Source organism: Pedobacter westerhofensis (assembly GCF_900182595.1).
In the GTDB taxonomy this organism is placed as follows: domain Bacteria; phylum Bacteroidota; class Bacteroidia; order Sphingobacteriales; family Sphingobacteriaceae; genus Pedobacter; species Pedobacter westerhofensis.
Genome location: NZ_FXTN01000014.1, coordinates 1 through 26,792, shown reverse-complemented (window position 1 = coordinate 26,792; position 26,792 = coordinate 1). Strand labels below are relative to the sequence as shown.

Annotated in this window: 28 protein-coding genes; 13 read left to right on the top strand and 15 right to left on the bottom strand. The window is 44.0% G+C overall.

Features of this window, described 5'->3' with window-relative positions:
- Positions 1–69 precede the first annotated feature (69 nt).
- Complete coding sequence (locus tag FN831_RS23600; RefSeq protein ID WP_142530679.1) at positions 70–1,812, top strand: ABC transporter ATP-binding protein; 1,743 nt, start codon at positions 70–72, stop codon at positions 1,810–1,812.
- A 92-nt stretch (positions 1,813–1,904) separates the two neighbouring features.
- On the opposite strand, the gene FN831_RS23595 is transcribed toward FN831_RS23600, so the two are convergent.
- Entirely contained in the window at positions 1,905–2,198 is a 294-nt protein-coding gene (locus FN831_RS23595) for a hypothetical protein (protein ID WP_142530678.1), read from the bottom strand.
- Between the two features lie 106 nt (positions 2,199–2,304).
- On the opposite strand from FN831_RS23595, the gene FN831_RS23590 reads away from it, so the two are divergent.
- Complete coding sequence (locus FN831_RS23590) at positions 2,305–3,210, top strand: alpha/beta hydrolase (RefSeq protein WP_185960588.1); 906 nt, start codon at positions 2,305–2,307, stop codon at positions 3,208–3,210.
- A 5-nt stretch (positions 3,211–3,215) separates the two neighbouring features.
- Here FN831_RS23590 and FN831_RS23585 read toward each other — a convergent pair whose 3' ends face one another.
- Together FN831_RS23585 and FN831_RS23580 are read right to left on the bottom strand one after the other, a co-directional pair.
- The gene (locus FN831_RS23585; RefSeq protein ID WP_142530676.1) at positions 3,216–3,962 is read right to left on the bottom strand and encodes an alpha/beta fold hydrolase; all 747 of its coding nucleotides are present in this window, start codon (positions 3,960–3,962) and stop codon (positions 3,216–3,218) included.
- Positions 3,963–3,965: 3 nt separating this feature from the next.
- The gene (locus FN831_RS23580; RefSeq protein WP_142530675.1) at positions 3,966–4,775 is read right to left on the bottom strand and encodes an SDR family NAD(P)-dependent oxidoreductase; all 810 of its coding nucleotides are present in this window, start codon (positions 4,773–4,775) and stop codon (positions 3,966–3,968) included.
- 283 nt (positions 4,776–5,058) lie between these two features.
- On the opposite strand from FN831_RS23580, the gene FN831_RS27800 reads away from it, so the two are divergent.
- A complete protein-coding gene (locus tag FN831_RS27800) occupies positions 5,059–5,205 on the top strand; it encodes a hypothetical protein (protein WP_185960587.1) in 147 nt (48 codons plus the stop codon).
- A gap of 183 nt (positions 5,206–5,388) precedes the next feature.
- Here FN831_RS27800 and FN831_RS23575 read toward each other — a convergent pair whose 3' ends face one another.
- The gene (locus tag FN831_RS23575) at positions 5,389–6,534 is read right to left on the bottom strand and encodes a dipeptidase (RefSeq protein ID WP_142530674.1); all 1,146 of its coding nucleotides are present in this window, start codon (positions 6,532–6,534) and stop codon (positions 5,389–5,391) included.
- A 143-nt stretch (positions 6,535–6,677) separates the two neighbouring features.
- On the bottom strand, positions 6,678–7,841 hold the full coding sequence (locus tag FN831_RS23570) for an alpha-hydroxy acid oxidase (RefSeq protein WP_142530673.1): 1,164 nt from the start codon (positions 7,839–7,841) through the stop codon (positions 6,678–6,680).
- Positions 7,842–7,984: 143 nt separating this feature from the next.
- Between FN831_RS23570 and FN831_RS23565 the strand changes: the two genes are divergently transcribed.
- Both FN831_RS23565 and FN831_RS23560 read left to right on the top strand, forming a co-directional pair.
- Complete coding sequence (locus FN831_RS23565; RefSeq protein ID WP_142530672.1) at positions 7,985–8,863, top strand: helix-turn-helix domain-containing protein; 879 nt, start codon at positions 7,985–7,987, stop codon at positions 8,861–8,863.
- 211 nt (positions 8,864–9,074) lie between these two features.
- Positions 9,075–9,635, top strand: a complete 561-nt coding sequence (locus tag FN831_RS23560) for a TlpA family protein disulfide reductase (RefSeq protein WP_142530671.1) — start codon at positions 9,075–9,077, stop codon at positions 9,633–9,635.
- 55 nt (positions 9,636–9,690) lie between these two features.
- On the opposite strand, the gene FN831_RS23555 is transcribed toward FN831_RS23560, so the two are convergent.
- On the bottom strand, positions 9,691–10,659 hold the full coding sequence (locus FN831_RS23555; RefSeq protein WP_142530670.1) for a quinone oxidoreductase family protein: 969 nt from the start codon (positions 10,657–10,659) through the stop codon (positions 9,691–9,693).
- Positions 10,660–10,946: 287 nt separating this feature from the next.
- Between FN831_RS23555 and FN831_RS23550 the strand changes: the two genes are divergently transcribed.
- The 3 genes from FN831_RS23550 to FN831_RS23540 all read left to right on the top strand — a co-directional run bounded on the left by FN831_RS23550 (position 10,947) and on the right by FN831_RS23540 (position 12,933).
- Entirely contained in the window at positions 10,947–11,321 is a 375-nt protein-coding gene (locus FN831_RS23550; protein ID WP_142530669.1) for a winged helix-turn-helix transcriptional regulator, read from the top strand.
- A gap of 138 nt (positions 11,322–11,459) precedes the next feature.
- Positions 11,460–12,203 (top strand): SDR family oxidoreductase, encoded by a 744-nt coding sequence (locus FN831_RS23545; protein ID WP_142530668.1) that lies wholly within the window; start codon positions 11,460–11,462, stop codon positions 12,201–12,203.
- 124 nt (positions 12,204–12,327) lie between these two features.
- The gene (locus FN831_RS23540; RefSeq protein WP_246101725.1) at positions 12,328–12,933 is read left to right on the top strand and encodes a TetR/AcrR family transcriptional regulator; all 606 of its coding nucleotides are present in this window, start codon (positions 12,328–12,330) and stop codon (positions 12,931–12,933) included.
- Here the strand turns inward: FN831_RS23540 and FN831_RS23535 are convergent.
- From FN831_RS23535 to FN831_RS23525, 3 genes are all read right to left on the bottom strand, one after another.
- Complete coding sequence (locus FN831_RS23535) at positions 12,922–13,635, bottom strand: GNAT family N-acetyltransferase (RefSeq protein WP_142530667.1); 714 nt, start codon at positions 13,633–13,635, stop codon at positions 12,922–12,924. The genes FN831_RS23540 and FN831_RS23535 overlap by 12 nt on opposite strands.
- Positions 13,632–16,865 carry a S41 family peptidase gene (locus tag FN831_RS23530; protein ID WP_142530666.1) on the bottom strand — a complete coding sequence of 1,078 codons (3,234 nt, stop codon included), beginning with the start codon at positions 16,863–16,865 and terminating at the stop codon, positions 13,632–13,634. The genes FN831_RS23535 and FN831_RS23530 overlap by 4 nt, the downstream gene beginning before the upstream one ends.
- 280 nt (positions 16,866–17,145) lie before the next feature.
- Positions 17,146–17,991 carry an alpha/beta fold hydrolase gene (locus FN831_RS23525; protein WP_142530665.1) on the bottom strand — a complete coding sequence of 282 codons (846 nt, stop codon included), beginning with the start codon at positions 17,989–17,991 and terminating at the stop codon, positions 17,146–17,148.
- Between the two features lie 237 nt (positions 17,992–18,228).
- Here FN831_RS23525 and FN831_RS23520 point away from each other — a divergent pair, with 237 nt between their 5' ends.
- The 4 genes from FN831_RS23520 to FN831_RS27795 are packed head-to-tail and all read left to right on the top strand — an operon-like array spanning position 18,229 to position 20,833.
- Entirely contained in the window at positions 18,229–18,822 is a 594-nt protein-coding gene (locus FN831_RS23520; RefSeq protein ID WP_221931396.1) for a TetR/AcrR family transcriptional regulator, read from the top strand.
- A gap of 53 nt (positions 18,823–18,875) precedes the next feature.
- The gene (locus FN831_RS23515) at positions 18,876–19,931 is read left to right on the top strand and encodes an aldo/keto reductase (protein ID WP_142530663.1); all 1,056 of its coding nucleotides are present in this window, start codon (positions 18,876–18,878) and stop codon (positions 19,929–19,931) included.
- Positions 19,932–19,966: 35 nt separating this feature from the next.
- Complete coding sequence (locus FN831_RS23510) at positions 19,967–20,665, top strand: NmrA family NAD(P)-binding protein (protein ID WP_142530662.1); 699 nt, start codon at positions 19,967–19,969, stop codon at positions 20,663–20,665.
- A 3-nt stretch (positions 20,666–20,668) separates the two neighbouring features.
- On the top strand, positions 20,669–20,833 hold the full coding sequence (locus tag FN831_RS27795; protein WP_185960586.1) for a hypothetical protein: 165 nt from the start codon (positions 20,669–20,671) through the stop codon (positions 20,831–20,833).
- 12 nt (positions 20,834–20,845) lie between these two features.
- Here FN831_RS27795 and FN831_RS23505 read toward each other — a convergent pair whose 3' ends face one another.
- The 4 genes from FN831_RS23505 to FN831_RS23490 all read right to left on the bottom strand — a co-directional run bounded on the left by FN831_RS23505 (position 20,846) and on the right by FN831_RS23490 (position 24,249).
- Entirely contained in the window at positions 20,846–21,265 is a 420-nt protein-coding gene (locus FN831_RS23505; RefSeq protein ID WP_142530661.1) for a winged helix-turn-helix transcriptional regulator, read from the bottom strand.
- A gap of 58 nt (positions 21,266–21,323) precedes the next feature.
- On the bottom strand, positions 21,324–22,010 hold the full coding sequence (locus tag FN831_RS23500; RefSeq protein WP_142530660.1) for a metal-dependent hydrolase: 687 nt from the start codon (positions 22,008–22,010) through the stop codon (positions 21,324–21,326).
- Positions 22,011–22,035: 25 nt separating this feature from the next.
- Positions 22,036–23,445, bottom strand: a complete 1,410-nt coding sequence (gene lpdA, locus FN831_RS23495; RefSeq protein ID WP_142530659.1) for a dihydrolipoyl dehydrogenase — start codon at positions 23,443–23,445, stop codon at positions 22,036–22,038.
- Positions 23,446–23,520: 75 nt separating this feature from the next.
- Positions 23,521–24,249 carry a hypothetical protein gene (locus FN831_RS23490; protein WP_142530658.1) on the bottom strand — a complete coding sequence of 243 codons (729 nt, stop codon included), beginning with the start codon at positions 24,247–24,249 and terminating at the stop codon, positions 23,521–23,523.
- A 157-nt stretch (positions 24,250–24,406) separates the two neighbouring features.
- Here FN831_RS23490 and FN831_RS23485 point away from each other — a divergent pair, with 157 nt between their 5' ends.
- Positions 24,407–25,276, top strand: a complete 870-nt coding sequence (locus FN831_RS23485; protein WP_142530657.1) for an NmrA family NAD(P)-binding protein — start codon at positions 24,407–24,409, stop codon at positions 25,274–25,276.
- A 115-nt stretch (positions 25,277–25,391) separates the two neighbouring features.
- Here FN831_RS23485 and FN831_RS23480 read toward each other — a convergent pair whose 3' ends face one another.
- Both FN831_RS23480 and FN831_RS23475 read right to left on the bottom strand, forming a co-directional pair.
- Positions 25,392–26,201, bottom strand: a complete 810-nt coding sequence (locus tag FN831_RS23480; RefSeq protein ID WP_142530656.1) for an alpha/beta fold hydrolase — start codon at positions 26,199–26,201, stop codon at positions 25,392–25,394.
- Between the two features lie 137 nt (positions 26,202–26,338).
- Positions 26,339–26,683, bottom strand: a complete 345-nt coding sequence (locus FN831_RS23475) for a Crp/Fnr family transcriptional regulator (RefSeq protein ID WP_142530655.1) — start codon at positions 26,681–26,683, stop codon at positions 26,339–26,341.
- Positions 26,684–26,792: the final 109 nt, after the last annotated feature.

The following is a 26,792-nucleotide window of genomic DNA, read 5'->3' as shown; positions in this document are numbered from 1 at the left end:
TGTTACCGAAAAATCAAAACCAATGGTGATACCACGTGTTCTAACATCCTCTTTCCCCAACAACAACAAATGAAGATACTTTTCAAATACCTGCGTCCGCACCGGTTGCTAATTATCCTTTCTCTGGTTCTGGCCGCAGCAGCTCAGCTGCTCAGCTTACTGGACCCGGTGATCTTTGGGCGTATTATCGACGACTATTCTACCAACCGGCACCACCTGCCTGAACATACCCTGATCAGAGAAGTTTCCTACTGGCTGCTGATTGCGCTGGCCATTGCCTTTGGATCAAAACTGTGCAAGGCAATACAGGAATATACAACCAGAAAGGCCGTTGCCCGGTTTGGCATGGCCATCTTCAACGACGGGCTAAAACAAACGCTGCGTCTTTCATTTCAGGAATTTGAGGAAAGCCGCAGCGGAACCACTCTTTCCGTTCTGCAGAAAGTAAAAACCGACGCTGAAAGATTTATCAATGCCTTTATCAATATACTATTTTCATCAACGGTAGGCGTAGGTTTTCTGATCTGGTACAGTATCAATAAAAACTGGCTGTTAGTCCCTGTTTTCTTTGTTGGCGTACTGCTGCTGGGCTCGCTTACCGGGCTGATATCCAAAAGGGTAAAAGCCATTCAGCGCTCCATCAACCGGCAGGCAGACAGCCAGGCGGGGGTGATCACCGAGAGCCTGCGGAACATTGAACTGGTAAAAAGCCTCGGCCTTACTTTTTCAGAAATCAGGAGGCTGAATGCACAGACGCTGAAGATCTTTAACCTGGAAATGCTCAAGGCAAAAAAGGTGAGCATCCTCTCCTTTTTCCAGGGAAACCTGCTGAACATATTAAAGCAATCTGTATTGTTCATCTTATTGTGGCTGATCTTCAGAAAAGTCCTTTCTACCGGAGAACTTATAGCTATGCAGTTCATCTCTACTGCTATTTTTAACCCCCTGCAGGATCTCGGGAATATGATTATTCTCTACAGGGAGGCTGACGCATCGCTGAATACATTTGATATATTAATGGGAAAACCGGTAGAAACACGTCCGGAAAATCCGATAGAATTTGGGACTTTAGAAAACCTGGATTTCAAAAACGTAGTTTTCAGGCACAAGACAGCAAATTATAATGCTATTGACGGTATATCATTTGATATCACTAATGGTCAGACCGCAGCGTTTGTGGGCCCTTCCGGCTCGGGAAAATCTACGCTTGTAAAATTGCTTGTAGGCCTTTATCTTCCTGTTGAAGGAGAAATTCTGTTTAACGGAGCCAGTTCCAAAAAAATCCGCTATAACCCATTGCGCCGGCAGATTGGTTTTGTGACCCAGGACACGCAGCTGTATGCGGGGTCTATCCGTGAGAATATGCTGTTTGTAAACCCATTGGCTACAGAGGCCGAAATTATAGAAGCCCTTAAAAAGGCGTCAGCCAGCAAGCTCATTGAAAGAGCTTCGCATGGGCTGGATACTATCCTTGGAGAAAACGGGATGAAACTTTCCGGCGGTGAAAAACAAAGGCTTTCCATAGCCCGGGCATTACTGAGGAAACCAAGGCTCCTGATATTTGATGAAGCAACCTCCGCACTGGATTCATTGACTGAAGAAGAAATTTCACACACCATCAGGGAAATATCCGACCGCAGGGAACAAATGACGATCCTGATTGCGCACAGATTGTCGACCGTCATGCACGCTGATCAGATCTATGTGCTGGAAAAAGGCAGAATATCTGAAGCGGGTTCACACGATGAATTACTTGCATTAAAAGGGCTGTATTATTCGATGTGGCGGCAGCAGATTGGCGAACGCCGGTAAATCGTCACAAAAAAAGTGCTAAGTTATTTCTTAGCACTTTTTCATCAGATCATTCTGTACTGATCAAATTATATCATAATCTGCAGACCAAACTATCCTGCTTTAACAGCCAGAAATTCGTTTAGCTGTTCTTCAAGCAAATCTGTATTGTAATCTCCTTCAGTCTCATTTTTTGAAACCTCAATACTGTCATCAGATACAGTCAGCGTGAAAACTGTTCCTTCAATAACTTCAGGAAAAGAGATGTTAACGATATCGGCAACATGTGCAAATTCTACACTCAGGTTAGAACCCAGTGCATTGTTTACGTATTCAGAGAATTCTACTTTTAAAAGATCAAATACTGCTTCCGGACTTAAGGGTTGGATGTTTTTTATAGCTGTCATACTTAGTTATGTCTAAAAATGGTGCCAAGATCAGTTCATTTATTTAATTGCCAATTTTTAAATACCTTAGACCCTGGTCATTTGCTGACCAAAATTTATGTTCCAAATGAAAAACTTCCAGCTTATCATATTATTCCTGTGCGCTGTTTTTACCGCTACTGCACAAACTGTAAAAAATGGCAATCTGATTATTGGCAAGGTGGATAGTTTGCATTCCAGGATTTTAAACGAGGACAGAAAGATCTGGATTTACCTGCCCTCCTCTGCCAGCGATATCAAATATCAAAAGCAACACTATCCGATACTGTACTTGCTGGATGCTGAAAGTCATTTCAGTTCCGTTACCGGCATGATCCAGCAACTCAGCGAGATCAATGGCAATTCTGTACTGCCAGAGATGATCGTGGTGGGAATACCCAATAAAGACAGAACAAGGGATCTGACTCCTACAAATGCACTGACCGGTCCTGAGGGTAAAAAATATCCAATGTTTAAGAAATCCGGAGGCGGCGAGAAATTTGTAGCCTTCATCGAAAAAGAACTGATGCCACATATTGATTCTCTTTATGCTCCCTCGCCTCAGCGGTCAATCATAGGGCATTCATTTGGCGGTCTCACCGTAATGAATATCATGATCCACCATCCGGAGTTATTTAACCAGTATGTGGCTATTGACCCAAGTATGTGGTGGGATAGCAGGAAGTTACTAAAGGAAACACCATCAGCAATGACGGATAAAAAATTACTCGGGAAGTCATTGTTTCTGGGTATAGCAAATACAATGGCCTCAGGTATGGATACCACGAAAGTGCTTAGCGATACCACAGGAGATACCGAACATATCAGAGCTATACTTGCGCTGAACAAAGTGATCAGGAACCATTCCGGCAGCGGACTCCAGTACAGCTATAAATATTACAAAGACGATGATCATGGCTCTGTTCCCTTGATTGCAGAATATGACGCCCTGCATTTTCTTTATAAAGGTTATACAGCAAACAAACCAAAGTAATCAAATCATACTGTACTTTCAATAGCTGATATCTGCGCTGCAGTCCAGTCGGCATCTTCCAGAGGAAACAAGTGCCCGATACCTTCTGTTGATATCATCTTAGTATGCAAAGGTAGATTCGGAATAGCATCTTCTGTAGTCATTTGATAGGTTACCGCAGGATCGTCTTTTGACGCGATCAGGGTGATGGGAATCTGAAGCTCTCTGACTGCATCAGCTATCGAATGGTTGATCCCCTCCTTAATCCACCAGCGCCAGGTTGTTTCTTCGACAATCATCTGAGTGTAGACTGCAAGATCGTGCTGTTCTGCAGCCAGTGATTTTATCGTTCCGTTTTTCACAGTAGTTTCCGCCTGCTCCCTATCAGGATGAATCAGCATTCTGAGCTGTTCCTCTTTGGGCATTCGTTCAGTGCTGGGTGGAGATGGTGCAATCAGGATCAATCGCTTGACACGATCAAATTCTGCGCGCTGATCATCAACTGCCATCTGCATCGCAATTTTACCTCCCATGGAATGGCCGATAAGTGTATAACCCGTAATGTTCAGGCTTTGCAGTTGCTCCGCAATATGCCCCGCAAAACTCTGGATCGAAGGTGTAGCCAGGGCAGGTTCAGTTCCAAACCCCGGCTGGTCGATCAAAATACACTGATACCTATCGGATAGCAACTGCGCTACCCATTTCCAACTTTGCGATGAACCGCCGAAATAATGCAAAAATACCAATGCTGGTTTTTCATTCTGCTCTCCCATGATCTAAAAGGCAGACTCTACTGCACCGCCATCAACACGGTAATTTACTCCGTTTACAAAACTTGCCTGTTCTGAAACCAGAAAAGCGATCACAGCTGCTACTTCTTCCGGTTTGCCCCTTCTGCCAACCGCCAGATTAGGACGTTTATTCTTCAGGAACCATTTGATTGCTTCCTCACGCGTTTCGCCACGTTCTTTTGCCAGATCGTCCATCATTGCATCTGTCATTGGTGTTTCTATAAATGCTGGCGACACACAATTGAACAACAATCCATCTTTGGAGTAAGATCTCGACAAACATTTGGAAAGGTTAATGATTCCCGCCTTACAAGCATTATAAGGACTTTCTTCTTCATAAGGCTGATAGGCATTCTCTGATGCAATCAGGATCACCCTGCCCCAGCCTTTCTTTTGAAGTTGTGGAATAAATGCGCGGCACACACGTACCGCCCCCATCAGATCTGTATTGATCGTCTCCTGCCAGTCCTCATCTGTTAGCGTAAGGAAATCTCCTGCAGCGCCTCTCGCACCTGCAGAATTGATGAGGATATCTATTCCTCCATATTGTTCCTCTGCAAATGCTGCAAGTTTCAAAACGCTGGCATTATCGGCCAGGTTGGCCGCAAATGTACTCACCTTAACATCTTTCACCTCTGCTGTAAGTTCTGCCGCGGCATCCTTCAGGCTTTCTTCGTCAAGATCCGACAGAATAATTTTAACGCCGTCTGCTGCTAATATTTTTGCTGTTGCCAGTCCCATTCCTGAGTCTCCGCCAGTGATAAGGGCTACTTTTCCGCTGATATTTAAGTCCATATGATTTTTATAAACTGATTGTTTAATAATAGTATAACCTGACAACGGCATAAAATGATAATGGTTTTGAATCTGTGTCTTTAGACACAACTGTGAAGAATGTCATAAAAAATATCTGAGGGGAGTGCTTACTTAGTTCTCGTAATTTTATATCATGAAAGGTTTTATGCGGACAGAAGATTTCTACAAATCCCTCTAAGGAACGCTTTACGATAACATCATCAGCACCGGGCATTTTGACATTTCAAAGATAGAAGACCTGCCCGTATACGACATTATTTCTATGGCAGCCCATCCCGGGGTTACTGAAAGTAATGTAATCAGATACATGGATCCGCTGGACTACATAGCGGCGATAGAAAAGTATGGTGAGCTGATGCCGGCCTGGCAGGGGGCACTTCCCGCACTTTATGCTGCAACTTCAGCATAGGTAGAGGGAAACGACTATTAAGGGCCTGATGGCTTGTATGAATTGCGGGGATAACCTGCTTCTGCCATAGTGAGCGATGGAGCAAAAGATACAGCCGCAGCCGTCAAACTATGGGATTATGCTGAAGCGATAACCGGGATCTTACATCCCGGCTAAGGCAAATGGAATTTTGGCAACTTAACCTTAATGATGGCCTTTGGTAGCGGCATCAAATACCCTGCAGAAATTACCGCCGCCGATCCTGCCAATTTCATCGCGGTTGAAGCCGGTTTTGAGTAGTGCATCAACTACAGTATAATAGAAGCCAAATTTCTGATCGGGCCAGGTTTCATTGGATCCGCCGCCCATTTTGCCGCCGGCACCACCCCGTTTATCTCCAGGCGGATGATATGCCGGAGTGAGCTTCGTATCTGTTCCAATGCAAACATGATCTATTCCGACCACATCAACCATTGCACGGATATTTTGTGCATACTCCAGCGCAGTATCCGCCAGATGCGTCCAAACACCAATTACACTTCCGGTACTGGCCAAAAATTTCGCATGTTCCTTACTGATCAGCCTGGGGCGCATCATGCGCGCCATAGTTTCATTCTGTCCCAGTTGAGTATCAAGGCCAGTATGTGAAACGAGTAAAGGATGACTTGCCACTTTGAGTGCAGCGGTTACTGTTGGCACGTTGGCATGTGAAAGGTCCACAAGGATACCCAGCCTGTTGCATTCCCTGATCACATTTGCTCCAAAAGATGTCAAACCTCCGTAATGGATTGGATTTGTAAAAACGTCACCCAGTGGCACATTGGCATCGCTGTCGTGCAGAAGTGTTAAGACCCGCAGACCGCGGTTATAGGCCACTGAAAGCCTGTCCAAATGTCCCTCAAGAAAATGAGCACCTTCTACGGACTGGATTACGGCTGGATGGTGATTTCTGTGAGCCTTTTGAAGATCCCGCAATGTGAATGCACGCTGCAAACCGTTAACTTTCAGCTGCTCATCCATTGCGGTCAATCCGTTGAGAAAACGCTCATAAGCATCTCCCTTCTGATAATCCGTTGCGAAGGTCATGCAGATGGCCGATAAACCTGAACGTTTCATCTCAGCTGCCAGATCTATTTTTGGACCGGGCAATTCAGCTGTGTTCAACGGCACATCAATATGATTGTGTGTATCAATACCCATGGTATCAGCTACGATTTTTGCTATACGGGGGTCAATCTCTTCAATCGCCCATGCTGCCAGAGGGCTCATCATCATAGCGGTTCCTGCGGTTGCGATACCAGCAGCCGAAAGAAACTGCCGGCGGGACCAATTGGGTTGAAACTTCTTCATTATTTAAATATTAGATCACCGGCAGGATCTATAGCCCTGCCGGTATAGTATTCGAATATATGAAGTACTGTTAAAACCATCGACCAAAATCGTCGTTCATCCTGTATTCACCGACGAAAACCAATTTTAAAATCCAGGAAGAACTATTTGTATTTGATCAGCGTACCAGGTAAGCCTGCAATCGTTTCACAGCACAATTGTTCCATTGCCTGTTTAAACTGTGCTTTAAAAAGACCAATCGTATGATCACCACCCTGTTTGCCCAATGCAGCAGCACCGTACATAAATGGCCTGCCCATAAAAGTGAACTCAGCACCACTGGCAATTGCCCTCGCGATATCTGGACCGGAACGGATGCCGCCATCCATCATAACAGTGATTTTGTCCTTATATTTCCCGGAAAGGTTTCCCAACGACCGGATTGAGGACTCGCCGGCATCGATCTGCCTCCCACCATGGTTGGATACAATAATTCCATCTGCTCCCAGCGCAATTGCTTTCTCGGTATCCTGGTCACTTACAATTCCTTTCAGGACCAGCTTACCTTTCCATTTATCCCTGATCGCTGAAATCTTGTTCATATCGACCCGCTTATCAAAAGAAGCATTCATAAACTGCCCCAGTTGCCCCATATCCAGGCCTTTTTCCATATACTTTTTTAAAGTAGCGAATTCCGGAATACCGGTGGTCAGGGTTTCAAAAGACCATTGTGGTCGGATGGCCGACTGGAACACATTTCTGATGTTCATCTTAGGCGGCATAGATAACCCTGCCTTAATTTCCCGGTAACGGAATCCAAATGACGGGACGTCAACGAGTACCACCAGAACAGGGCATTCCACATCTTTCAGTCTTTGCAGGATATCATCGCGCATCTCAGTTTTAGCAGGATGATACAATTGGAACCAGAATTTCCCTGAAGTTACTTCGGCAATCCGCTCAATACTGCTGGTCCCCACAGTACTTAAAATAAATGGCACATTATGTTTAACAGCCGCTTTGGCCAGGATTTCTGAGGCATTTGGCCACATCAGTCCCTGCAGGCCAATCGGCGATATGCCGAAAGGAGCATCATAGCGATGGCCAAACAATTCGGCACTGATATCGACACCCGCATAATTTTGCAGATATTGCGGCATCATCTCTACATCATGGAAATCTCTTTCATTTTTTGAGAGATTAACTTCCTCATTGCAGCCACCTTCCAGATAGTCGAATGCGAATTTAGGAATACGTTTTTTTGCTTTTTTTTTCAGGTCGCCAATAGAAGGGTAACGTGGATCAAAGCCTAATTGTCCATATGACATACAGTTATATTTTTGGTGTAATTTAAAATTTTAAAGATAGTACGCCCGTTCAATTGCCGTTAGTATAAATCGTATCTTCAATGGTACTTTTCTTATCTTAGCTGCCAACCTGCAAATTCTGGTTAGAAAATCGACACCAAATTATGATCCCTGTCTATGATATCAAAGATTTCTCGCCTTTTTATACAAAAGAAAATCAGTTTGTAATTGTTCCCTTTCAGCAGCTGAACAGGCCTGCGCCTTTTGTGTGGCCACATAAACACAGCTTTTATGAAATGCTATGGATCAGACAGGGAAGTACCAAACATTTTGTAGATAATCAGGAACTGGAACTCTCCCGCGACACGATCTATTTCATGTCGCCCGGGCAAACACATCATTTTGAAGAATATCAGTCGGTGCAGGGCGACAGCATTATGTTCTCAGAGGAATTTTTTATTTTAAATTTCACCAACAAAGAAGCCCTACGCAAGCTGGCATTTCTCCATAACAGTTATAAAAATCCGGGAATTGTACTGGATGAAGAGAGCAAAGAAACACTGGAGCCGGTACTAAAGCTGATTTATCAGGAGTTTGCAAGAACAGATTTCTCAAAAATGGTGATCAGTTCCCTGCTTTATGTATTTTTTGAGGTGCTGCAGCGCAAATATTTTGACCAGCAGACCAGCAATACCGTTATTGGCGCACACATACTGGTTTTTGATAAGTTTAGAATCCTCGTTGAAAGGCATTTCCGTACAGCGCATCAGTTATCATTTTATGGTTCTGCGCTCTGCATTACTCCCCATTATCTAAATGAGGCCGTTAAGAAAGCAGCAGGTAAAACTGCAAGTGAATTTATCAGGGAGCGCATTATCCTGGAAGCAAAAAGAATGTTGGTGCAAAGCCATATTCCTGTAGGACAAATTGCCGATGAATTAGGTTTTCAGGACTTCTCTTACTTTTCCCGTCACTTTAAAAAGCACAACAGTGTGAGCCCGGAGCAATACAGAAAGGTGATGCTGGATAAGCACCATTTTTAAATTTGTCTTTCAGGAGATGCTCGCGGAGCAGGCCTGCCTGCTGGCATCCCAACCAGCAACGATGATATCATTATGACACTTTTCACAAAATAATGTAAATAAATTCAAGATTAATTGGATAAGAAAAGACTATTGCCTTAATTTGTACTACTAAATTAGTATACATTAAGAGTACCTAATTAACCTATCCTCACCCGATATTTTACAGATCATGAAAAAGATATTTTTTACACTTGCCATTGCCCTGGCAACACTTGCCTCGTCTGCGCAGGAAAAGACATTTGATAACCCGAACAGCGACAGCAGGGGCTATCTGGTTAAGGTTGGTGATCAGGCGCCGGACAACTTTGATCTTGTACTTCAAAACGGTACTAAAACTTCATTAAAAGAACTTAAAGGAAAGATCGTCATCCTGCAGTTTACAGCGTCCTGGTGTACGGTATGCCGCGAGGAAATGCCCTATCTGGAAAGCGACATCTGGCAGGCTTATAAGGATAAAGACGTTGTCCTGATTGGAGTAGACCGTGACGAGCCATTGGCTACTGTTCAGAAATTTCACAAAGACATCAAAATCAGTTATCCGCTGGCCCTGGATCCGGGAGCAGAAATTTTCCAGAAATTTGCCGACAAAAAAGCTGGTGTAACCAGAAATGTAGTTATTGACAGACAAGGTAAAATTAGGTTTTTAACACGCTTATATGATAAGGAAGAGTTCAGCAAGCTGGTGCAGGCGGTAGATGGGCTGAGCAAAGAACAGATTGCCAGCCGTTAATCCACAGAAAACAGTCATCAGGGTCAGGTCAGTGAAATGGCCTGACCCTTTTTAATTATGGCTGCATAATCACTCTGCCAAATGCCTTCTTGTCCAGTATATACTGATGCGCTTCCGTCACTTCATTCAGGCTAAAGGTTTTGTCCAGCACCACCTGGTATTTAGATTCTGCGATGTCCTGCAGGTATGCGGAGACTACATCATGCAGCCTTTGGCGTTCAAACTCTATCGTCATGGGGATAAAGACTCCTGAGAGGCTTACATTTTTTGGCCAGAGCAGATACGGATCAAGCGGTGTCTGGTCCCGGCCTGTGCCTCCCACAAAAGTGACTATGCCCCTAAACCGTACCGATTGGATACTTCTTGCCAGGTTGGATCCGCCTACAGAATCCAGTACAAGGTCCACTCCCCTACCATTCGTGATTTTCATCACCTCCTCAACAAAATCATCCTTCCGGTAATTGACCTGATAATCGGCACCAAAGGCTCTCAACCGCTCCAGTTTATCATCGTCTGACCCGGTAGTAATTATCCGGGCACCTGCTTTTTTTGCAATTTGGATCGCAGCTAAGCCCAATGCTCCAGACCCACCATGAATCAGTACAGTCTGGCCGGCCTGCAAACGGCCAAAAGTAAAGAGGCATTCATGCGCGGTGAAAAAGATCACCGGCACCGCCGCGGCAATTTCAAAACTCATCTGATCGGATATTGCCCATACCCTGCTGGCCTCAACGGCAATGTATTCTGCATGAGAGCCGGAGCGGCTGTTCGCCAAAACACGCTGCCCAATGCTAAAGCCTGTTACACTATCACCCATTGCCACAATAGTACCTGCCGACTGATACCCTACGATAGTTGGAATAGCTTCAAGGGGAAGCATTTCGCGGGAGATCAGATCTCCCCCTTCAATGCTGATACTGTGAATACGGATCAGGATTTCATCGATTTGCGGAACCGGGGCCGGTACTTCTTCCAAACGGAAAACCTCGGGTCCTCCGTTTTCATAATAAACTGCTGCTTTCATTGATTTTCTTTTAATTTTCTTTTCTGTGCAACAAACCTATCCTCATTTCTCCCTTGTGACAAGTATGTACTTATTAGTGCGATATGTACCTTTTTTAATGTATTGTTGATTATCAGCATCTTATTCGGCCATTAAAAAGAAAAGTAGACAAAAAAATGACGCGTATCCAGATGGACACACTGTACACAAGCAAGGAAAAAATTACCTTTGCCAGGGCTTGGATAACAAGATCCGGATGGAGCTTAACACAAATCATAAAAGATCAGCTGAGATAATTCAAACACAAAATGGCAAAAGACAATAAGATTGAAGCATTCAAATGCTGCCCTATCGATTATGGGTTCAAAAGAATTGGCGGTAAATACAAAGGTCGTATTTTGTATTACCTGTACGAAGCCAAAGTATTGCGGTATGGAGAACTTAGCAGGGCAGTTGCCGATATTACCACCAAGATGCTTACACAAAGTTTAAAGGAGCTGGAAGCTGATGGTTTGATCAACCGCGAAATGTTTCCTGTTGTACCTCCCAAGGTAGAATATTCCATTACAGATCGTGGGAGAAAGCTTATTCCCTTTATTAAGGAACTAATGGAATGGAGTTTAGAGCAGATGAAAACAGAAAATATATCCCCAATATTTTTCAGCAAACCTCAGTCCCAATAACGGTAAACCGATGTTATACAGTTGATTCAAAAATTTATTTGATATCACTTGCATATTGCAAGTATTATGCATTACCTTTACACTTGCAATATGCAAGTGATATGTATTATGGTATTGTAACACAAAAACTCGAATAAAATGAACTTAACTAAAAAAACGATTCTGATAACCGGAGGTGGCTCTGGTATTGGTTATGCAACTGCAAAACGCTTAAGCGAAGAAGGCAATACAGTCATCATTGCCGGAAGGAATGCAGCAAAAATAGAGAAAGCAGGCAAAGAACTGGGCCTTACCGGCATTGTATGCGATGTAACGGATGAAGTAGCTATTGCTGCCCTGGTTGCCAGAATAAAAAATGAGTTTCCCGATCTGAGCGTACTAATCAATAATGCCGGTGGTGCCCTTTTATATACTTTGGGTGAAGGTGCCGGCGCATTTGATAAAGCAAAAACTGAATTCGAAACCAATTATTTTGCTCCGGTAAGGCTTACTGAAACCTTACTCCCAATTTTGCAGGAACAGCCAGAAGCTGCAGTAGTAAACATTACTTCTAATGTTTCTTTTCACCCCTTGATCATTTTACCTACATATTCAGACACTAAAGCTGCACTTCATTCGCATACCGTAGCACTCAGGATGACACTGGCAAAAGATACCAACGTAAAAGTCTTTGAAGTGATGCCTTCGCTGATCAATACCGAAGGAAGCGGGCCAATCGGCGGCGCAGAAAATGGCATTCCGCCAAGCGTAGTGGCTGATGATATCTTTAACGGTATCTCAAATAATTTATATGAGATATATGTTGGCGACACAGGGCAACAACGCGATGATTATTTCAGCAACCCTTTTACTGCTGTGGAACAGTTTAATCAGGGTCTTTAATACTGTAATTGACTGAACACGAAAATCAGTAAAAAGATTTCATGTTCAGTCAATCTCAGGTCAATATCGCAACAAAGAAGCGCGCTCATTTGCAAATGACCGTACGGTCATTGTATATTTGTATATGGATAAACTGACGAAAGCTGAGCGGACTAAACAGTTCATTATCGAAAAAGCCGCCCCTATCTTTATGACCAAGGGTGTCGCAGGCACTTCGATGAGTGATATTATGGAAGCTACCCAGCTGGCCAAAGGAAGTTTATATGTTCACTTTGAAAATAAAGAAGAGCTTTCTTATAGTGTGGTAGATTATAACCTCAATGCATTTGTTGACAGAACGCTTGCCGCAGTAAACACTGAAAAGAATGCAAAACTGAAGCTCTTTGCAATGCTGGATTTCCTGTCTGATCCCTTAAACCCTCCTGTCGCAGGCGGATGCCCGATGATGAATTTTGGGATGGAAGCAGATGATACCAGTCCCATCATCCGGGATAAAGTTTGCAAGATCGTTGTTGATGTACAGAAATTTATCCAGGACACCGTGGAGGAAGGTATGGAAGCCGGCCTGTTTAAGAAAACATGGAACGCCGCTGCCTTTGCTACAAAGACTTATGCGATGATCGAAGGTGGCATACTCATTTCCAGGGTATCAGGCAACAACGACAAAATGAACATCCTGATGGATATGCTAAAAGCTGAGATTGAAGAACAAAGTATCCTACTTCTTTAGTACATAACCACAAAGCTGAGCCCTGATTTCAAATCCAATCAGCTGGTATAGTTTAACAGCATTAAGATTTGCGAGTCTAACATGCAGGAACGGCGTTTCATCATTCTGCAATATCCGGTTGATCTGGTCCTGCATCAGCTGTCGTGCCAAACCTCTGCCCGTAAAATCAGGATGCGTGCAAACGCCGCTGATTTCGGCAAAAGCGCCGGGATGTAAACGCTGCCCAGCCATGGCTACTAATTTATGATTATGGAATATACCCTGGAAATGACCAAAATCGAATGTTCTTTCAGCAAACGGTCCGGGTTTGGTTTGTTCAGTCAGGGCAAGCATTGCAGGGATATCTGCGTCCTGCAGTGGGCGGGTGATCAGCTCCTCACTATGTTTGGCTGCCGGGTTGACCTTTTTTGCCGGCTGAGCTTCTGATGGCAGGCCCTTGTAAACCATCTGCAGCGTGTCAGTCGTATCAACAACCTTCCATGGTCCCAGATCCAGGTTTTTCTGCAGGGAAAACATCCATACATCCCGGTTACCGGGAACAGCGTCATACAGGTTCTTGAAATGGGCAGTATCATGATGCGCCACATCCACAAAGGGTGAAATGGTCTTATCAAAGTATTTAGCCTCAGGAGTTCCCTGAGCCAGATTGCTATTACCTGTTACGAGTGCAGCCCACACAGGCTGATCTAGTATATGTTTCATATGGCTTTTAACATTTCTTTAACGGCTGTTTCCAGCTGCTGGTCTTTTCCATTTAAAAAATAATTGTATTCATTAATCACTTTAATATCGGGTTCCAGCTGATGATTTTCAAACAGGGTTTCCTCTCCAATCCATGACAAACCTAACTGAGGGAATCCGATTACCATTGTATCATCTATCTGCTGCTCCCAAAACACGCCTGTACCAGTCCCTGCTACAGGAGCACCGATCAGTTTGCCAACCCCCTTCCGCTTGTACAAATAAGGAAAATTAAATCCGTCAGAATAGTTCCCTTCACTCATCAATACACAGGTTGGTTTTGCAGAACCGTCCGGCTGCCCGTCCTGAAAATAATGATGACTCTGCGGCCTTGCAACAATATCGGTTTTTTCACTGAAAAACTGAACAAGCTGTTTGTGCAGGTTGCCCCCAGGATTAAACCGGGAATCAATAATCAGTGCTTTTTTATCCCTGTTTTTACCTTTCACCTTATCAATCGTAATTCTGAAGTTGGCCTCATCCATTTGCCTGATATGAACATACCCAACCTTTCCACCAGAAAGGCTGTCAGTAAGGTGTTCCATCAGGTGGGTCCAGCGGTTATACAATAAATTGGTCTCCGAACGGGCTGCGATGGGTTTTACAGTTTCCTGGTAACTTTTATTTGTTTCAGGATTATGAAATCCGATCAGCGTATATTTCCCTTTTTGGCGGTTGAGCAAGGCGGCCCAGTCTGCATCTGCTGTGATCTCTACACCGTTGATCTGGTCAATCACACTCCCTTTGCGCATCTTCGAACCTGCCAGGTCAAAAGGACCGCCGGCAATCACTTCCTCTACTTTTAAACCTATGCCTCCCTGTTTCACATTGTAAAGCAATCCAAGGGCGGCAGTTTCATCACCGTTAGGGAATACCGGAGCATATCTTCCGCCGGTATGTGAAGCGTTCAACTCGCCCAGAAACTCACTCAGCAGAACCTGGAAATCATAGTTATTATTGATGTAGGGGAGAAAACCTGCATACTCATCATGGTAGTATTTCAAATCTACGCCCTGCAATTTGGGATCAAAGAAGTTTGTCAGCATCCGCTGATATGCATGGTCTAGAATATAGCTTCTTTCGGCATCCGCATTCAGGTCCATCACCGCATTAAAGGCCAAAGGAGTCTTTACACCACTTTCTGCATCAATCTTCAGGATTTTTCCGTCAGCTAAAATAAAAATGCTTTTTCCGTCCTTACTAAGCTCCATCCCTGCATTTCCGGCATCCAGAGATGCCAGTTTCCTGGTGTCATGGCTGCGCAGGGCTGTAACCCAAAGGTCAAAAGCATTGTCATATTTAGCCAGGAAAAACAGACGTTCCCCATCCGCAGATAATATAGTGGTTGCAATTTCTGCTGAATTCTGACTAAGTTTGATTGTCCGGATATCCAGGTTATTCAGGTTGAGGTTTACCTTAAGGGCCGAATCTGCAGCAAGTTTTTTCTGCGGTTTTGAATTAGCAGCCACAGCAGAAGTGTCCCGTTTTTTCATCTCATCCTGAAGCGAAAGATCATTTTTACTGAGCTGAAAACTGTTGAATAAAGCCTGATCAAAAAATGTGGCATATATATCAGACTGACCTGGCCCCTGCGAGAGACTTCTTAAACCCTCTTTATTTGAAGTATAATACATCATCTTTCCGCCTATTCCCCATTGCGGCTGCTCAGTGTCAAATCCGCTCTGCGTAAGGTTGATAGGCTTTCCGCTGCCATCGGCAGAAAGCAAAATAACGTTATCATTTCCGGCATGTCCTTCAGAAGACGAAGTTAAAAGGTAGCGGCTGTCTGGCGACCAGCTAAAACTGATATCCCCGTTGCGGTAAGCATAATTATTGCCCTCAGCTAAAACAGTAACTGCGGTGTGCTTCTCCAGAATATAAACCTTGAGTATATTGCGGTCTTCCAGGTACGCGATTTTTTTTCCATCAGGCGAATAAACACCTTTGAACTCATCTTTCACTGAGGCAATCAGCGGTTCTGTAGCTATTGTAGTTGCAGCATAGAAGTAGGGTTCATTCTTATTTTTTAAGGATGCTTTTTCGATATCCCATGAACCATTTTCCTCCGCAGCGTAAATCAGGCTCCTGCCGTCCGGGCTAAATTCAACCATATTTTCCTGGTACGGCGTGTTTGTAATCCTTCTGGTACCGCTGCCATTGATTGCCGTTACATAAATCTCGCCCCTTACAACCAGGGCGATTTCTTTGCCATTCGGCGATACTTCCATTTCCGAAGCACCATCTTTAATGGATATATTTTGTATCTGTCCGGTGTTAAAATCAGCCGCTACAGCAATATTAATTTTAACCGGCGCCTGTCCCTCCTGCATGGTGTATAGCTCACCTTTTTGAGTAAAAGCGATCAGGCCATTGGCTGCCCGTGAGAGATTACGAACCGGATCTTTTGTGAAGTTAGTGAGCTGTTTGATTTCTGAGGGATGCTGAACTGAAGACAGGAACAAATTCTGACTGCCGTTGCGTTCACTGAGATAATAGAAATTATCCCCTGCACCCCAAACCGGCTCCCGGTCTTCGCCCTCAAAATCAGATACCTTGCTGTACGATTTAGTTTTGATATCATACAACCATATATCCCGGGTCACAGCCGACCGGTGGTGTTTTCTCCATGGATCTTCGGTGCCCTTACGGTCCTGGAAAAGAAATTTATCCCCGTTTTTATTAAAATGCACGGATTCTGTACCAGCAGAATTGATCATCAGACTGCGTCCGCCTTTTACGGGAACAGCATATAGCTTCATCCACAGATTATCGTTTGGATACCTTACCGAAGTATAGAAATCATGGCGGTCAGTTCCAAAGTAGACCTGGCTGTCATCTGCAGAAAAATCATATGGAAGATCCTTTGAAGAATCAAACGTGAGGCGCTCAGCATTACCGCCGGTTGCCGGCATGACAAACACGTCAAAATTTCCATAGCGGTTAGAAGCAAAAGCTATCCGGCTCCCGTCGTGGCTCCAAACAGGATAGCCGTTATATGAATTGTTAACCGTCATTGGGTTTGCGGTCCCTCCGGATGAGGAAACCTTATAAATATTGCCCTTATACCCAAAAGTGATAAACTGGCCATCAGGTGAAAGTACGGGCTGCTGCATCCATCGGATAAATGGGCTGGTCTGTGCATGACAGATTTGAACGCAAAAAATGGCGAAGAAAATAATTAGTCTTTTCAATTTAAAAATATTAATGATTTAAGTTCAGTTAAACAGCGGCCACAGGACTGACCACATTTAACTACATGCAGCTTTTTGATCTCTCTGCAGCCAAAAGACACAACAAATTCTCATATGTGACAAGAATCATGAATTTCTGCTGATCAAAAATAAAATATTATATACCAAGTGGTATGTATAAAAGTAGAATAATTGTCCTCCCAGGGTAATTTTTGTAGTGCTGACAGCAAAAAAGCGTCTTTCCGGGGGGAAAGACGCTACTCACCGAAATACCTGATGCTTAATTTAAAAACTCACTCACCTGCATGAGAAAATTTTCTGTAAACTGCGATTGTGATGCATGATTGCTGTCTGGATAAATTACAAGACGGGCATCAGGCAGGTGCTGTTGCAGGATATATGAATTTACCGTCGGAAAAAGAACATCTCTTTTACCATTTACTACCAGTACAGGGATCTGGATTTCTTTCAGGTAATCATAGGATCCTTCTGCAGGTGTTCCCCATTCGGCAATTGCCGCCAATTGTGCGGGCACTACCTTCTCATTGATATTGATATCCCTGTCTTCTATCCTTGTCCGGATCCTTTCAAGGAATTTCCATCCGGCTGCCTGACTGCTTTCTGTAGGTGCAAAAAAGGTTTCCAGCAGCAGTTCGTCCGGTTGGGCGTATTCTTTGGAGAACATGGCCCATACTTCTGCTGAAAACGTAGCCAGTCCTTCCCCGCCCCGGGGACCGGAACCTACCAGAATGAGTTTGTGGACAAGACCGGGACGGTCTACTGTGATTTGCTGCGCAACAAAGCTTCCCATGGAAAAGCCAAAAATATCAATTTTCTGCAGGCCCAGCGCGTCGATAAAATTGAGTGCCGTAGCCGCAATACCTTTGATGGTACTGGCAACCTCGCCATCTGTGCTGGCTATGCCGGCGTTATCAAAAATAATGATCTCGCGCTCTGCCGCAATTCCGTCAGTCACTGCCGGATCCCAGTTGTCGAGTGTACCTGTGAAGTGCTGAAAGAAGACCAGCGGAATTGTTCCGGTTTTCCCAAACCGGCGATAAGCGAATTTGATACCATTGCCCGATACAAACTGTGTGGGCGCGGTGTGATGTGTGTAGTTATCCATTTCTATTTATTTTAGTTGTTGTGTCATATCAGAAGATGAAAGACAATACAAATATAAATGACCTTTCGGTCACTTAAGAAGGTAATTGACTACTTTACATATAAATGACCGATAGGTCATAACTACCTCTCAACTGCTTAGGCTGAAAAGGCAATCGTCAGTTCTGAGTCATACAATAAAATAACCTCTGATAAGCACATGATATATTATAACGATCATTATATTTGTCACATGGAAATGTCAAAGACAGAAAGAACACGTGCACACATCATTGCTTCTACTGCAGCAATCTTCAATAAGAAGGGTTATGCAGGTACTTCTATTACTGATATGACCAAGGCCACCCAACTCACAAGCGGTAGTATCTATGGCAACTTTGCAAATAAGGAAGAAGTTGCACTTGCTGCCTTTGATTATAATCTTGCGAATTTTCGCAGGCTTGTACAGCTTGAGGTTAATAAATGTACCACTACAAAAGATAAGTTGTATATGTATATACAAGCCTACCACAGTTCTGCGAACCTGAAATTCCCTGAAGGAGGTTGCCCTATGCAAAATGCCCTTGTTGATGCTGACGATACTTTTGAGGCCTTGCGTAAAAAGGCCGCAGAAGGAATTATGCTCTGGAAGAAAGATTTGGTCACCGTTATTCAGCAGGGAATTAAAGAAGGTGTTTTCCGCCCGGAAACCAAGGCTGAAAAAACAGCATTGCATATCATTGCCCTTTCTGAATTCGGATTTCTGATGTATAGTGTATCCAGAAGCAGAAAGCAGTCTGATGAAATGCTGGAGATCGCAATGGAGGTCGCAAAAAGCATAGTCAGGGACTAAGAATTTTTTTTAACACAAAATATAACGATCATTATTTTATTTATTGTCATCTCATGAAATATCAAATATTTGGACAGAAATCAGGCCTGAGGGTCTCAAACCTTGCCTTAGGTACAGGCAACTTTGGAACAGTATGGCCTTTTGGTTCAACAAAAGAAGAGGCGAAACTTGTTTTCGACCGCTATGCCGGGGCCGGAGGCAATTTTATAGACACTGCAGACCAATACCAGTCGGGCGCGTCGGAGTCATACATAGGGGAATTCCTGAAAAGCGAGAGAGATAACTTTGTAATCGCCTCAAAATACAGTGCTGGCTCCGGGGAGTTAAATACTACCGGCAATAACCGCAAAGCCATGATGCGCGCTGTAGAGGAAAGCCTGAAACGACTTAAAACGGACCGCCTGGACATGTACTGGGTACATCTTAATGACGGACAAACACCGATAGAAGAAATTGTAATGGGCCTTGACGATCTCGTGCGCCAGGGAAAGATTAACTATGCGGGCTTTTCCAATTTTCCTGCATGGCGGGTGGCCAATGCAGCGTTGCTTGCTGATCTGAGAGGCTGGGCACCGATCATCGGTATTCAGACGGAGTATAACCTGATTGAGCGCACGGCTGACCGGGAACTGTTGCCAATGGCCGAAGCGCTGGGGCTGGGTGTTGCATTTTGGTCGCCGCTCGCCGGAGGCACCCTGACCGGGAAGTACAGAAATAAGGAAGAAGATCCAAATTCAAGAAAAGCGGTTGCTGGCGGTATGCTCGTGAAAGATGAAAAAGGCGAACGCGAAACAGCCATCATAGATCTGGTAGCAGCGATAGCTCAAGAAAAAGGAGCGAAATTGATAGATGTGGCATTGGCCTGGATACGTCAGAAGCATGATGAATGTAGTTTATCTACAGTTACGGTAATCGGCCCCCGCACTTTGCAGCAGCTTGAAGATAACCTCTCTTCAATTGATCTGGTACTTACAGCTGACCAGATCAAACAGCTGAACACGGTTAGCCAGGTCAGCCTGGGTTCACCGCATGAAATAACAGAACAGTCCAAAAACAATCTTTTTGGCAGAGGCTCAGGACATATTGAAATCAAACATGCAGTAGCATAATAAACTTAATTATAAACAAAACCAGCATAAATTTTATGATCTTAATAACAGGTTCAACCGGCGCTTTAGGAGCGGAAACCATTAAAGCACTCCTCAGAATTATACCCTCAGAGCAGATTGTTGCACTTGCCCGGAATCCCGAAAAGGCTCAGGAATTAGTAGACGCAGGCATCACAGTAAGACAGGGAGATTACTCCGATTATAATAGTTTGCTCGCGGCATTTGCGGGGATAGACAAATTATTGATGATATCTTCACCAGCCTTTTCAGACCAGAGTTTCGAAGCCAATACGATACTTGCTGCGAAAAATGCAGGCATAAAATATGTGCTTTATACCGGTATACAGGGGAAAAAAGAAAGTGGCTGGGTCATTCCCGGCGTAACTGAAAGAGAAGTTAATATGGAGAAACTGCTGGCAGCATCGGGATTGTCTTACACCATCGCACTCAACGCCTTGTACATAGATGTTATTCCATTTCTGCTTGGACCGGGTGTTATTGAAAAAGGCGTGCTATTCCCTTCGGGAGATGGTGCCGCAGCTGTAGCATCACGTTCAGATCTTGGCGAAGCACTTGCAAAGATCATTACTGCCGATCATAAATATCCGCTCCAGGTCACTCTTGCCAACAGCCAAAGCTGGTCGCGCCAGGATATTGCCCGCATTTTATCAGAAATTACGGGTAAAGATATTCCTGTAGTTGATCTTCCCGTTGATGAATATGTTGCCTATTAGGAATTGTCGGGCATCCCTCCTTTTTACGCTAAATTTGCGTCCGACTGGGCTTCAGCGATGAAAGCGGGAGAGTTTGAAGAGACTGTTACCGATCTCGAAGATATTCTGGGCAGGAAACCTGAGAGTTTAGAAAAATTTCTGAGGTTCGTTTACGGGACAAAGATTTAGTTACAAAAAATATCAGGACAAAGCTCCCAGATTTCTACGGATCTTGTCCTGATATTTTTCTATCATTTTCTGTTTGTCCTTCTTCAATTCCTCTATCAGCGCCTGTTCCCCGTCCGGGTTATATTTGGCGCCCCAGATATTGTATTCCATAATGATTGGAACCAGGTCGGCAGATTTTTCTGTCAGCTCATAAATGATCTTATTCTTTTTTTCAGCAGAAACACGACGGGTGATAAAGCCATTCTGCTCCAGCGCAGCCAGCCTGTCGGCCAAAATATTGGTGGATATCTTTTCGTCAGACTGCAAAAAATCACCGTAAGTGAATTTATCATATACCATGATGTCACGAATAATCAGCAGGGACCATTTATCTCCGAGAAAGTCCAGTGAAAAACTAACCGGGCATTTAGAACGCTGCGTGATCTGTTTCATCTTTTGAGTTTATAATTCCTTCACAAAAATAAGAACATTACTTGCTAAATACAAGTGTTTATAGATCAATCTCGATGGTCTCAGCAATTGCAGGCAAGCTTAAAGTCATTCCAGCTTTCTGAAATGTCTGTATCGCCTCTGCCGGATCAAGTTTGATAAATCCAAAGGTATCATAATGTACACCCAGCACCTTTTTCACCTGCACCATTTTAGCCGCTTCAATTGCATCCTCTACACCCATCGTTAGTACATCGCCTATCGGGAAAACCGCGAAATCCATAGCTGCCCATTTTGGCACCAGGGACATATCCAGCGTCAGGGCTGTATCTCCGCTGTAGTAAAAATTTCCCTCCGTAGTCTGAAAGGCAAATCCACTTGCTGCCCCCGCATAACTGCCGTCAGGAAAGCTGCTGGAATGCTGGGCGATAAAAGATTTGACACTGCCAAAATCAAAACTCACTTTACCGCCCGGATTAAGTGGATGAACATTTTTGAGACCCTGTTTGCTAAAATAATCATACAGCTCCCAGCTCCCAACCACCAGTGCGCCGGTACGGTTTGCTATATTCACAACATCCAGTATGTGATCAAAATGCCCGTGTGATACAAAAATGTAATCAGCAGCAATCTCATCGATGTTAACAATTTTAGCCAGTTCATTTCCTGAAATAAAGGGATCGAAAAGGATGTTTTTGCCTCCGGCAAAGACAGCAAAACTGGAGTGCCCGTAATAGGTAATTTTCATATTTTTGATATTTAGACGGTGTAAATTATATATTAATTGCCCCCTGACCTGCGGCGATCAGGTAGGCATCTTTTAAAGCTTCTGAATATGTAGGATGCGCATAGCTGATTCTGTACATATCCTCTGCCGTAACTTCATATTCCATTCCAACAACAGACTGTGCAATCACATCGGCTGCCCGCGGGCCAATAATATGAACGCCAAGCACTTCACCGTATTGCGGTGATACCAATACTTTCACAAAACCGTCAGTGTCCATTGCTGCCCTGGCCCGGCCGCTTGCCGAATAAGGAAAACTGCCGCTCTGGTAAGCTATACCCTGAGCTTTTAACTGTTCTTCTGTAGAACCTACCGAGGCCACTTCCGGCCAGGTATAAACTACTGAAGGTATCAGGTTATAATTGATATGCGGCTTCTGCCCGTTGATTACTTCGGCAACCAAAACCGCTTCATCTTCTGCTTTATGTGCCAGCATTGGCCCGTCGATCACATCGCCTATCGCATAAATGTTCTGCACATTTGTCTGCAGCTGTGCATTCACCTTTACTTTACCATTTTTTTCAGTTTCAACGCCTGCTGCTTCCAGGTTTAAGCCTTCAGTATAAGCCTTACGCCCTACTGCTACCAGGCAATAGTCTGCAAAGATCTCCTGCTCAGCTCCCTTATTGTCCAGAAAGCGGATAGCAGCCTGTTCCCCAAGGTTTGCGGCCGACTGCACCTTGCTGCTCAGCAATGTTTTGATGTTGAGTTTACCCAGGGTCTTGAAAAGGGCTTTTCCCAGCTCTCTGTCCATGGTTGGAATCAGGGAATCGGTATATTCGATGATGGTCACCTCTGTACCTATACGGGCATAAACTGAGGCCAGTTCTACACCAATCACACCGCCACCAATAATCACCATCGATTTTGGCTGCGCTGTGAGCGACAAAGCTTCAGTTGAGGTAATAATTCTGTCCTTGTCAATCACAACACCAGGTATAGTAGATGGCTTGGAACCAGTCGCGATGATAAAATACTTTGCTGTCAGCTCAGTTACTTTCCCGTCTCTGGTTACGCTTAGCCGACTGCTGTCCAGAAAACTCCCTCTACCCACATGCACATCGATCTTATTTTTTTTCATCAGATAGTTGAGGCCCGAAACGTTGGAACTTATCACTTCAGCTTTACGCTTAATAAACTGCGTAAAATTCAGTTTCAGCTCGCCGCCGCTCAGCTCTATGCCATGGGTGGTAAATTGCTCCTTTGCCTGGTGAAAATGTTCTGTACTGTCAAGCAATGCTTTTGCCGGAATACACCCCACATTGGTACAGGTACCGCCAAGGACGTCATATTTCTCTATAATTGCCACCTTGTACCCCAGTTGCGAGGCGCGGATGGCACCGGTATAACCACCAGGTCCGGACCCGATAACGATCAAATCATATTGAGTTTCCATTTCAAATTTTTTTTAAAGCCATCAATAAATATACCAATTGGTATAACTGACAACCTGCCATACTTATCTGCCTCATTATTTGAGTTTAACATCAAGAATATCAATAGTAATAAAGACAGGCTCTGCTGAAAAGCTGTTATCCTCTTTACGACTATACACACGCCTTTTTGTTGGTATCATGATGCCTGAGAAGTCTTTGTGATTGTACACGTAATGAGCTGCCGGAACGCCGCCAAGAACAACAGCATTGTAATCATGCCTTCTGAGCAAGCCATCTTCCCCATAGTAAAATGTTTGTTTTTTACTATGGGTTTCCAGGTAATCCGGAAATGTCACTTCCAATCGCCTCCAGCTTTCTCCGTTTTCTGTCCAGGGCTCTACTTCCTGAAGCATAAAACCAGGTAAAGTGAAATTAAAGGGAAATGTCAGATAGTTCCACATGGCATAACTTGCAAAATATACCAGCTGTAGTTTGCTCCATTTGCTTTCACGTGTATGTGCTGCAAAACTAGCCCTGGGATGCAGCAATTCTTCAATCAGCTCTCCGCCTTTTGTCTCAATAGCTACCCTTCCGGTTTCAAATACACTGAGATTGTCCTGGGAGACAAAGGGGTAATAATTCCCATACTGATGATGCAGCTGAGCCCGGTAATGGATATCATTCAGCAGGTCGGGCTGGCCTTTATAGATCCAGGTAAACCCTCCAATCTGCACGTGAATGTCTGCTTCTTTAAGTTGATTCCATCTCTCAATGCCCCCGTGAGCTTCAATTACCAGTGATAAAAGTTCTGTTCCGTCATTCATAATTTTATTTTTTAAAATATCAGTAATCATAATATACCGTTCGGTATATTTGCAAAAGTATATTTTATTACTCAGCTGTATGTCATCCCAGCGAAAGAAGTTTTTGCGACATGCCTTAATAAATTTTCCGGAGCAGCAACAGCATTTAAATCATATCATGGAAAAAAAAGTTTTAATAACCGGCGCTACCGGTTCAACAGGCAGAAATGCGGTTAACAGATTACTTGATCTTGGAATTTCTGTCAGGGCTATGGTCCACAGGATAGACAGACGATCAGACGAGCTGGAAAAAAGAGGAGTACAAGTTGTGCAGGGAGATATCTCTGTTTTTGATGATGTAAGTAATGCATTGGAAGGTATATCTGCAGCTTACTATGTATATCCGATTACTATCGGCGGTATCATTGAATCAACAGCCTTTTTTGCACAGGCTGCGCTGGAACAAAACGTGTGTCATATCTTAAATATGTCACAGATCTCTGCCAGAAGAATATCAAAAAGTCATGCAGCGCAGAACCACTGGGTTGCAGAACGCATATTTGACCGTTCAGGTGTACCTGTTACTCACATCAGGCCCACCTTTTTTGCAGAGTGGACTACCTATTTTGCCGGGGAAATCAGAGAAAACGACCGCCTTACATTACCGTTTGGCAACGCAAAGTACGCACCTGTGACTGCTGAAGACCAGGGAAATGTGATCGCAGCAATTCTTGCCAACCCATCGGCACATGCCGGAAAAACTTATCCCCTTTTTGGCCCGGTCGAGCTTACACAATATGATGTGGCAGAAATACTCAGCGAAGTTCTTGGAAGAAAAATTACCTACGCTTCTATGGAGATCCCCGAATTTGCAGAATATCTGAAAGATAAACGCTCCGATTATCACATACAGCATATAACGGCGGTAGCCCAGGATTGCCGGGATGGTTTATTTTCAGGAACGAATGACTTTATAGAAGAGATTACAGGTAAAATCCCTACGGGAATGCTTGAGTTTATCACCAGCAGGAAAGAAATATTCCAATAAAACAACGCTGTTCTCAGCATCGCTTTTTACTTAAAAGACTGTGCCTCAACAGGACTTGATATTACCCATATCGAAGAACTGAATAAGGACAGTCTTTTTACTAGATACACTTATTCTATTGTGCAGCAATTTTTGTCAGCAGTATCGTTACAGAATCGGGTTTTGAAAGAAAAGGGCTATGGCTGGTATTCAGGTTATATTCCTGTATGATTCCGGCACCGGCAACCATCCGTTTTTGCAGCTTGTAGGTTACCGCCTGATCCAGAAGCGTGTGTATATAGTACTTCTTTACAGTTCCATAATTAGTGGCAGAGAGTGTAACCTTATCATTGAAGGGGAGGCCTGGTTCAAAGCGGTAATTACTCAACACCAGGTTCTTTTCATCCGTTGTGCCATCCTGGATAAAAATATTCGCGATATTATCATGGATAAGGTCGAGGACATACCCTGATTGAATGATTGATATCCTCAGTAGAGAAGTCGTGTCTGTACTCGCCAGGTCGTATACAGACTGCCCGCTTGCGGGAAGGAATGCAGCAAGGTAAACCAGTCGGTCGATCTTGCCGGGAATAGCTTCTGCAACAGCAGATATCACCTCTCCTCCCAGACTGTGCCCTACAAGGATTACCTTACCGCTTAGTCCGTTAACAGCAGTAACCACCCTGTCCCTATACAGATTGATGGATGTATGCGCATCGGCGGTAGTATCCTTTCCATGCGCCTGCAGCTCAACAACTACTACTTTATTGCCTGCCTGTTCAAGTTCTGCTTTCACCGTTGCCCATGCATAAGGGGCCTGCCAGGCTCCCGGAACGATAACATATGTTTTCCCTGATTGCGAATCATGATGTTCATCCTTTGAGCAGGAAAAAAACCCAGCCATGATCAGCACTCCGAAGAGTGCCCTTAAAATTATTTTTTTCATAATGTATTGCCTAATTGTTTAGGCTGCGCAATACTAGGATGAAAACATGGGCAGGAGTTTAACCTGGGTTAAAATCAGAATACCGAAAATGTATGTGACTTTTAAGTGACAGGATAGCTTGAAAGGTCAACGGGAGCTTATTTATGAACTAATCTCTTTCGGATCCGGCTCAGTGAAGGACCTTGTATCCCCAGGTAGGATGCAATATGATAAAGTGGTATAGAACTAAAAATATCGGGATGCTGCTCCAGCATTTCCAGATACCTGTCTTCTGCTTTTTTAAAAAGAAAACCTTCAGTATTTCGCATGACCGTATGGTATGCGGTTTCTGCTACCAGCCTGCCAAAGCGCTCCCATTGGTGAGACTGGCGGTAGAGCAAATTTAACTGGTCCACATGAATATAAAGGATCAGGGAATCAGACATGGCCTCCGTGTAATAATTGCATTCAGTTTGTGCCAGGAAACTGGTAAATGAGGTCACAAACTGATGTTTGGGAGACTGTAAATCAAACTGTGTCAACTCTTGATAATCAAGAGTAAGAATAAGTAAATTAGTATAAACTTATGGACACAATGAACAGTAAAAAACC

What these genes read in the sequence shown, in the direction of transcription:
- FN831_RS23555 (WP_142530670.1), bottom strand. Translation starts at nt 10,659, where the DNA reads ATGAAAGCAGCAGTTTATTATGAAAACGGAGGACCCGAGGTTTTCCGT.
- FN831_RS23600 (WP_142530679.1), top strand. Translation starts at nt 70, where the DNA reads ATGAAGATACTTTTCAAATACCTGCGTCCGCACCGGTTGCTAATTATC.
- FN831_RS23590 (WP_185960588.1), top strand. Translation starts at nt 2,305, where the DNA reads ATGAAAAACTTCCAGCTTATCATATTATTCCTGTGCGCTGTTTTTACC.
- FN831_RS23535 (WP_142530667.1), bottom strand. Translation starts at nt 13,635, where the DNA reads ATGAAACATATACTAGATCAGCCTGTGTGGGCTGCACTCGTAACAGGT.
- FN831_RS23480 (WP_142530656.1), bottom strand. Translation starts at nt 26,201, where the DNA reads ATGAAAAAAATAATTTTAAGGGCACTCTTCGGAGTGCTGATCATGGCT.
- lpdA (WP_142530659.1), bottom strand. Translation starts at nt 23,445, where the DNA reads ATGGAAACTCAATATGATTTGATCGTTATCGGGTCCGGACCTGGTGGT.
- FN831_RS23560 (WP_142530671.1), top strand. Translation starts at nt 9,075, where the DNA reads ATGAAAAAGATATTTTTTACACTTGCCATTGCCCTGGCAACACTTGCC.
- FN831_RS23485 (WP_142530657.1), top strand. Translation starts at nt 24,407, where the DNA reads ATGGAAAAAAAAGTTTTAATAACCGGCGCTACCGGTTCAACAGGCAGA.
- FN831_RS23595 (WP_142530678.1), bottom strand. Translation starts at nt 2,198, where the DNA reads ATGACAGCTATAAAAAACATCCAACCCTTAAGTCCGGAAGCAGTATTT.
- FN831_RS23490 (WP_142530658.1), bottom strand. Translation starts at nt 24,249, where the DNA reads ATGAATGACGGAACAGAACTTTTATCACTGGTAATTGAAGCTCACGGG.
- FN831_RS23515 (WP_142530663.1), top strand. Translation starts at nt 18,876, where the DNA reads ATGAAATATCAAATATTTGGACAGAAATCAGGCCTGAGGGTCTCAAAC.
- FN831_RS23580 (WP_142530675.1), bottom strand. Translation starts at nt 4,775, where the DNA reads ATGGACTTAAATATCAGCGGAAAAGTAGCCCTTATCACTGGCGGAGAC.
- FN831_RS23545 (WP_142530668.1), top strand. Translation starts at nt 11,460, where the DNA reads ATGAACTTAACTAAAAAAACGATTCTGATAACCGGAGGTGGCTCTGGT.
- FN831_RS23500 (WP_142530660.1), bottom strand. Translation starts at nt 22,010, where the DNA reads ATGAAAATTACCTATTACGGGCACTCCAGTTTTGCTGTCTTTGCCGGA.
- FN831_RS23520 (WP_221931396.1), top strand. Translation starts at nt 18,229, where the DNA reads ATGTCAAAGACAGAAAGAACACGTGCACACATCATTGCTTCTACTGCA.
- FN831_RS23550 (WP_142530669.1), top strand. Translation starts at nt 10,947, where the DNA reads ATGGCAAAAGACAATAAGATTGAAGCATTCAAATGCTGCCCTATCGAT.
- FN831_RS27800 (WP_185960587.1), top strand. Translation starts at nt 5,059, where the DNA reads ATGGCAGCCCATCCCGGGGTTACTGAAAGTAATGTAATCAGATACATG.
- FN831_RS23570 (WP_142530673.1), bottom strand. Translation starts at nt 7,841, where the DNA reads ATGTCATATGGACAATTAGGCTTTGATCCACGTTACCCTTCTATTGGC.
- FN831_RS23510 (WP_142530662.1), top strand. Translation starts at nt 19,967, where the DNA reads ATGATCTTAATAACAGGTTCAACCGGCGCTTTAGGAGCGGAAACCATT.
- FN831_RS23525 (WP_142530665.1), bottom strand. Translation starts at nt 17,991, where the DNA reads ATGGATAACTACACACATCACACCGCGCCCACACAGTTTGTATCGGGC.
- FN831_RS23575 (WP_142530674.1), bottom strand. Translation starts at nt 6,534, where the DNA reads ATGAAGAAGTTTCAACCCAATTGGTCCCGCCGGCAGTTTCTTTCGGCT.
- FN831_RS23540 (WP_246101725.1), top strand. Translation starts at nt 12,328, where the DNA reads ATGGATAAACTGACGAAAGCTGAGCGGACTAAACAGTTCATTATCGAA.
- FN831_RS23585 (WP_142530676.1), bottom strand. Translation starts at nt 3,962, where the DNA reads ATGGGAGAGCAGAATGAAAAACCAGCATTGGTATTTTTGCATTATTTC.
- FN831_RS23505 (WP_142530661.1), bottom strand. Translation starts at nt 21,265, where the DNA reads ATGAAACAGATCACGCAGCGTTCTAAATGCCCGGTTAGTTTTTCACTG.
- FN831_RS23565 (WP_142530672.1), top strand. Translation starts at nt 7,985, where the DNA reads ATGATCCCTGTCTATGATATCAAAGATTTCTCGCCTTTTTATACAAAA.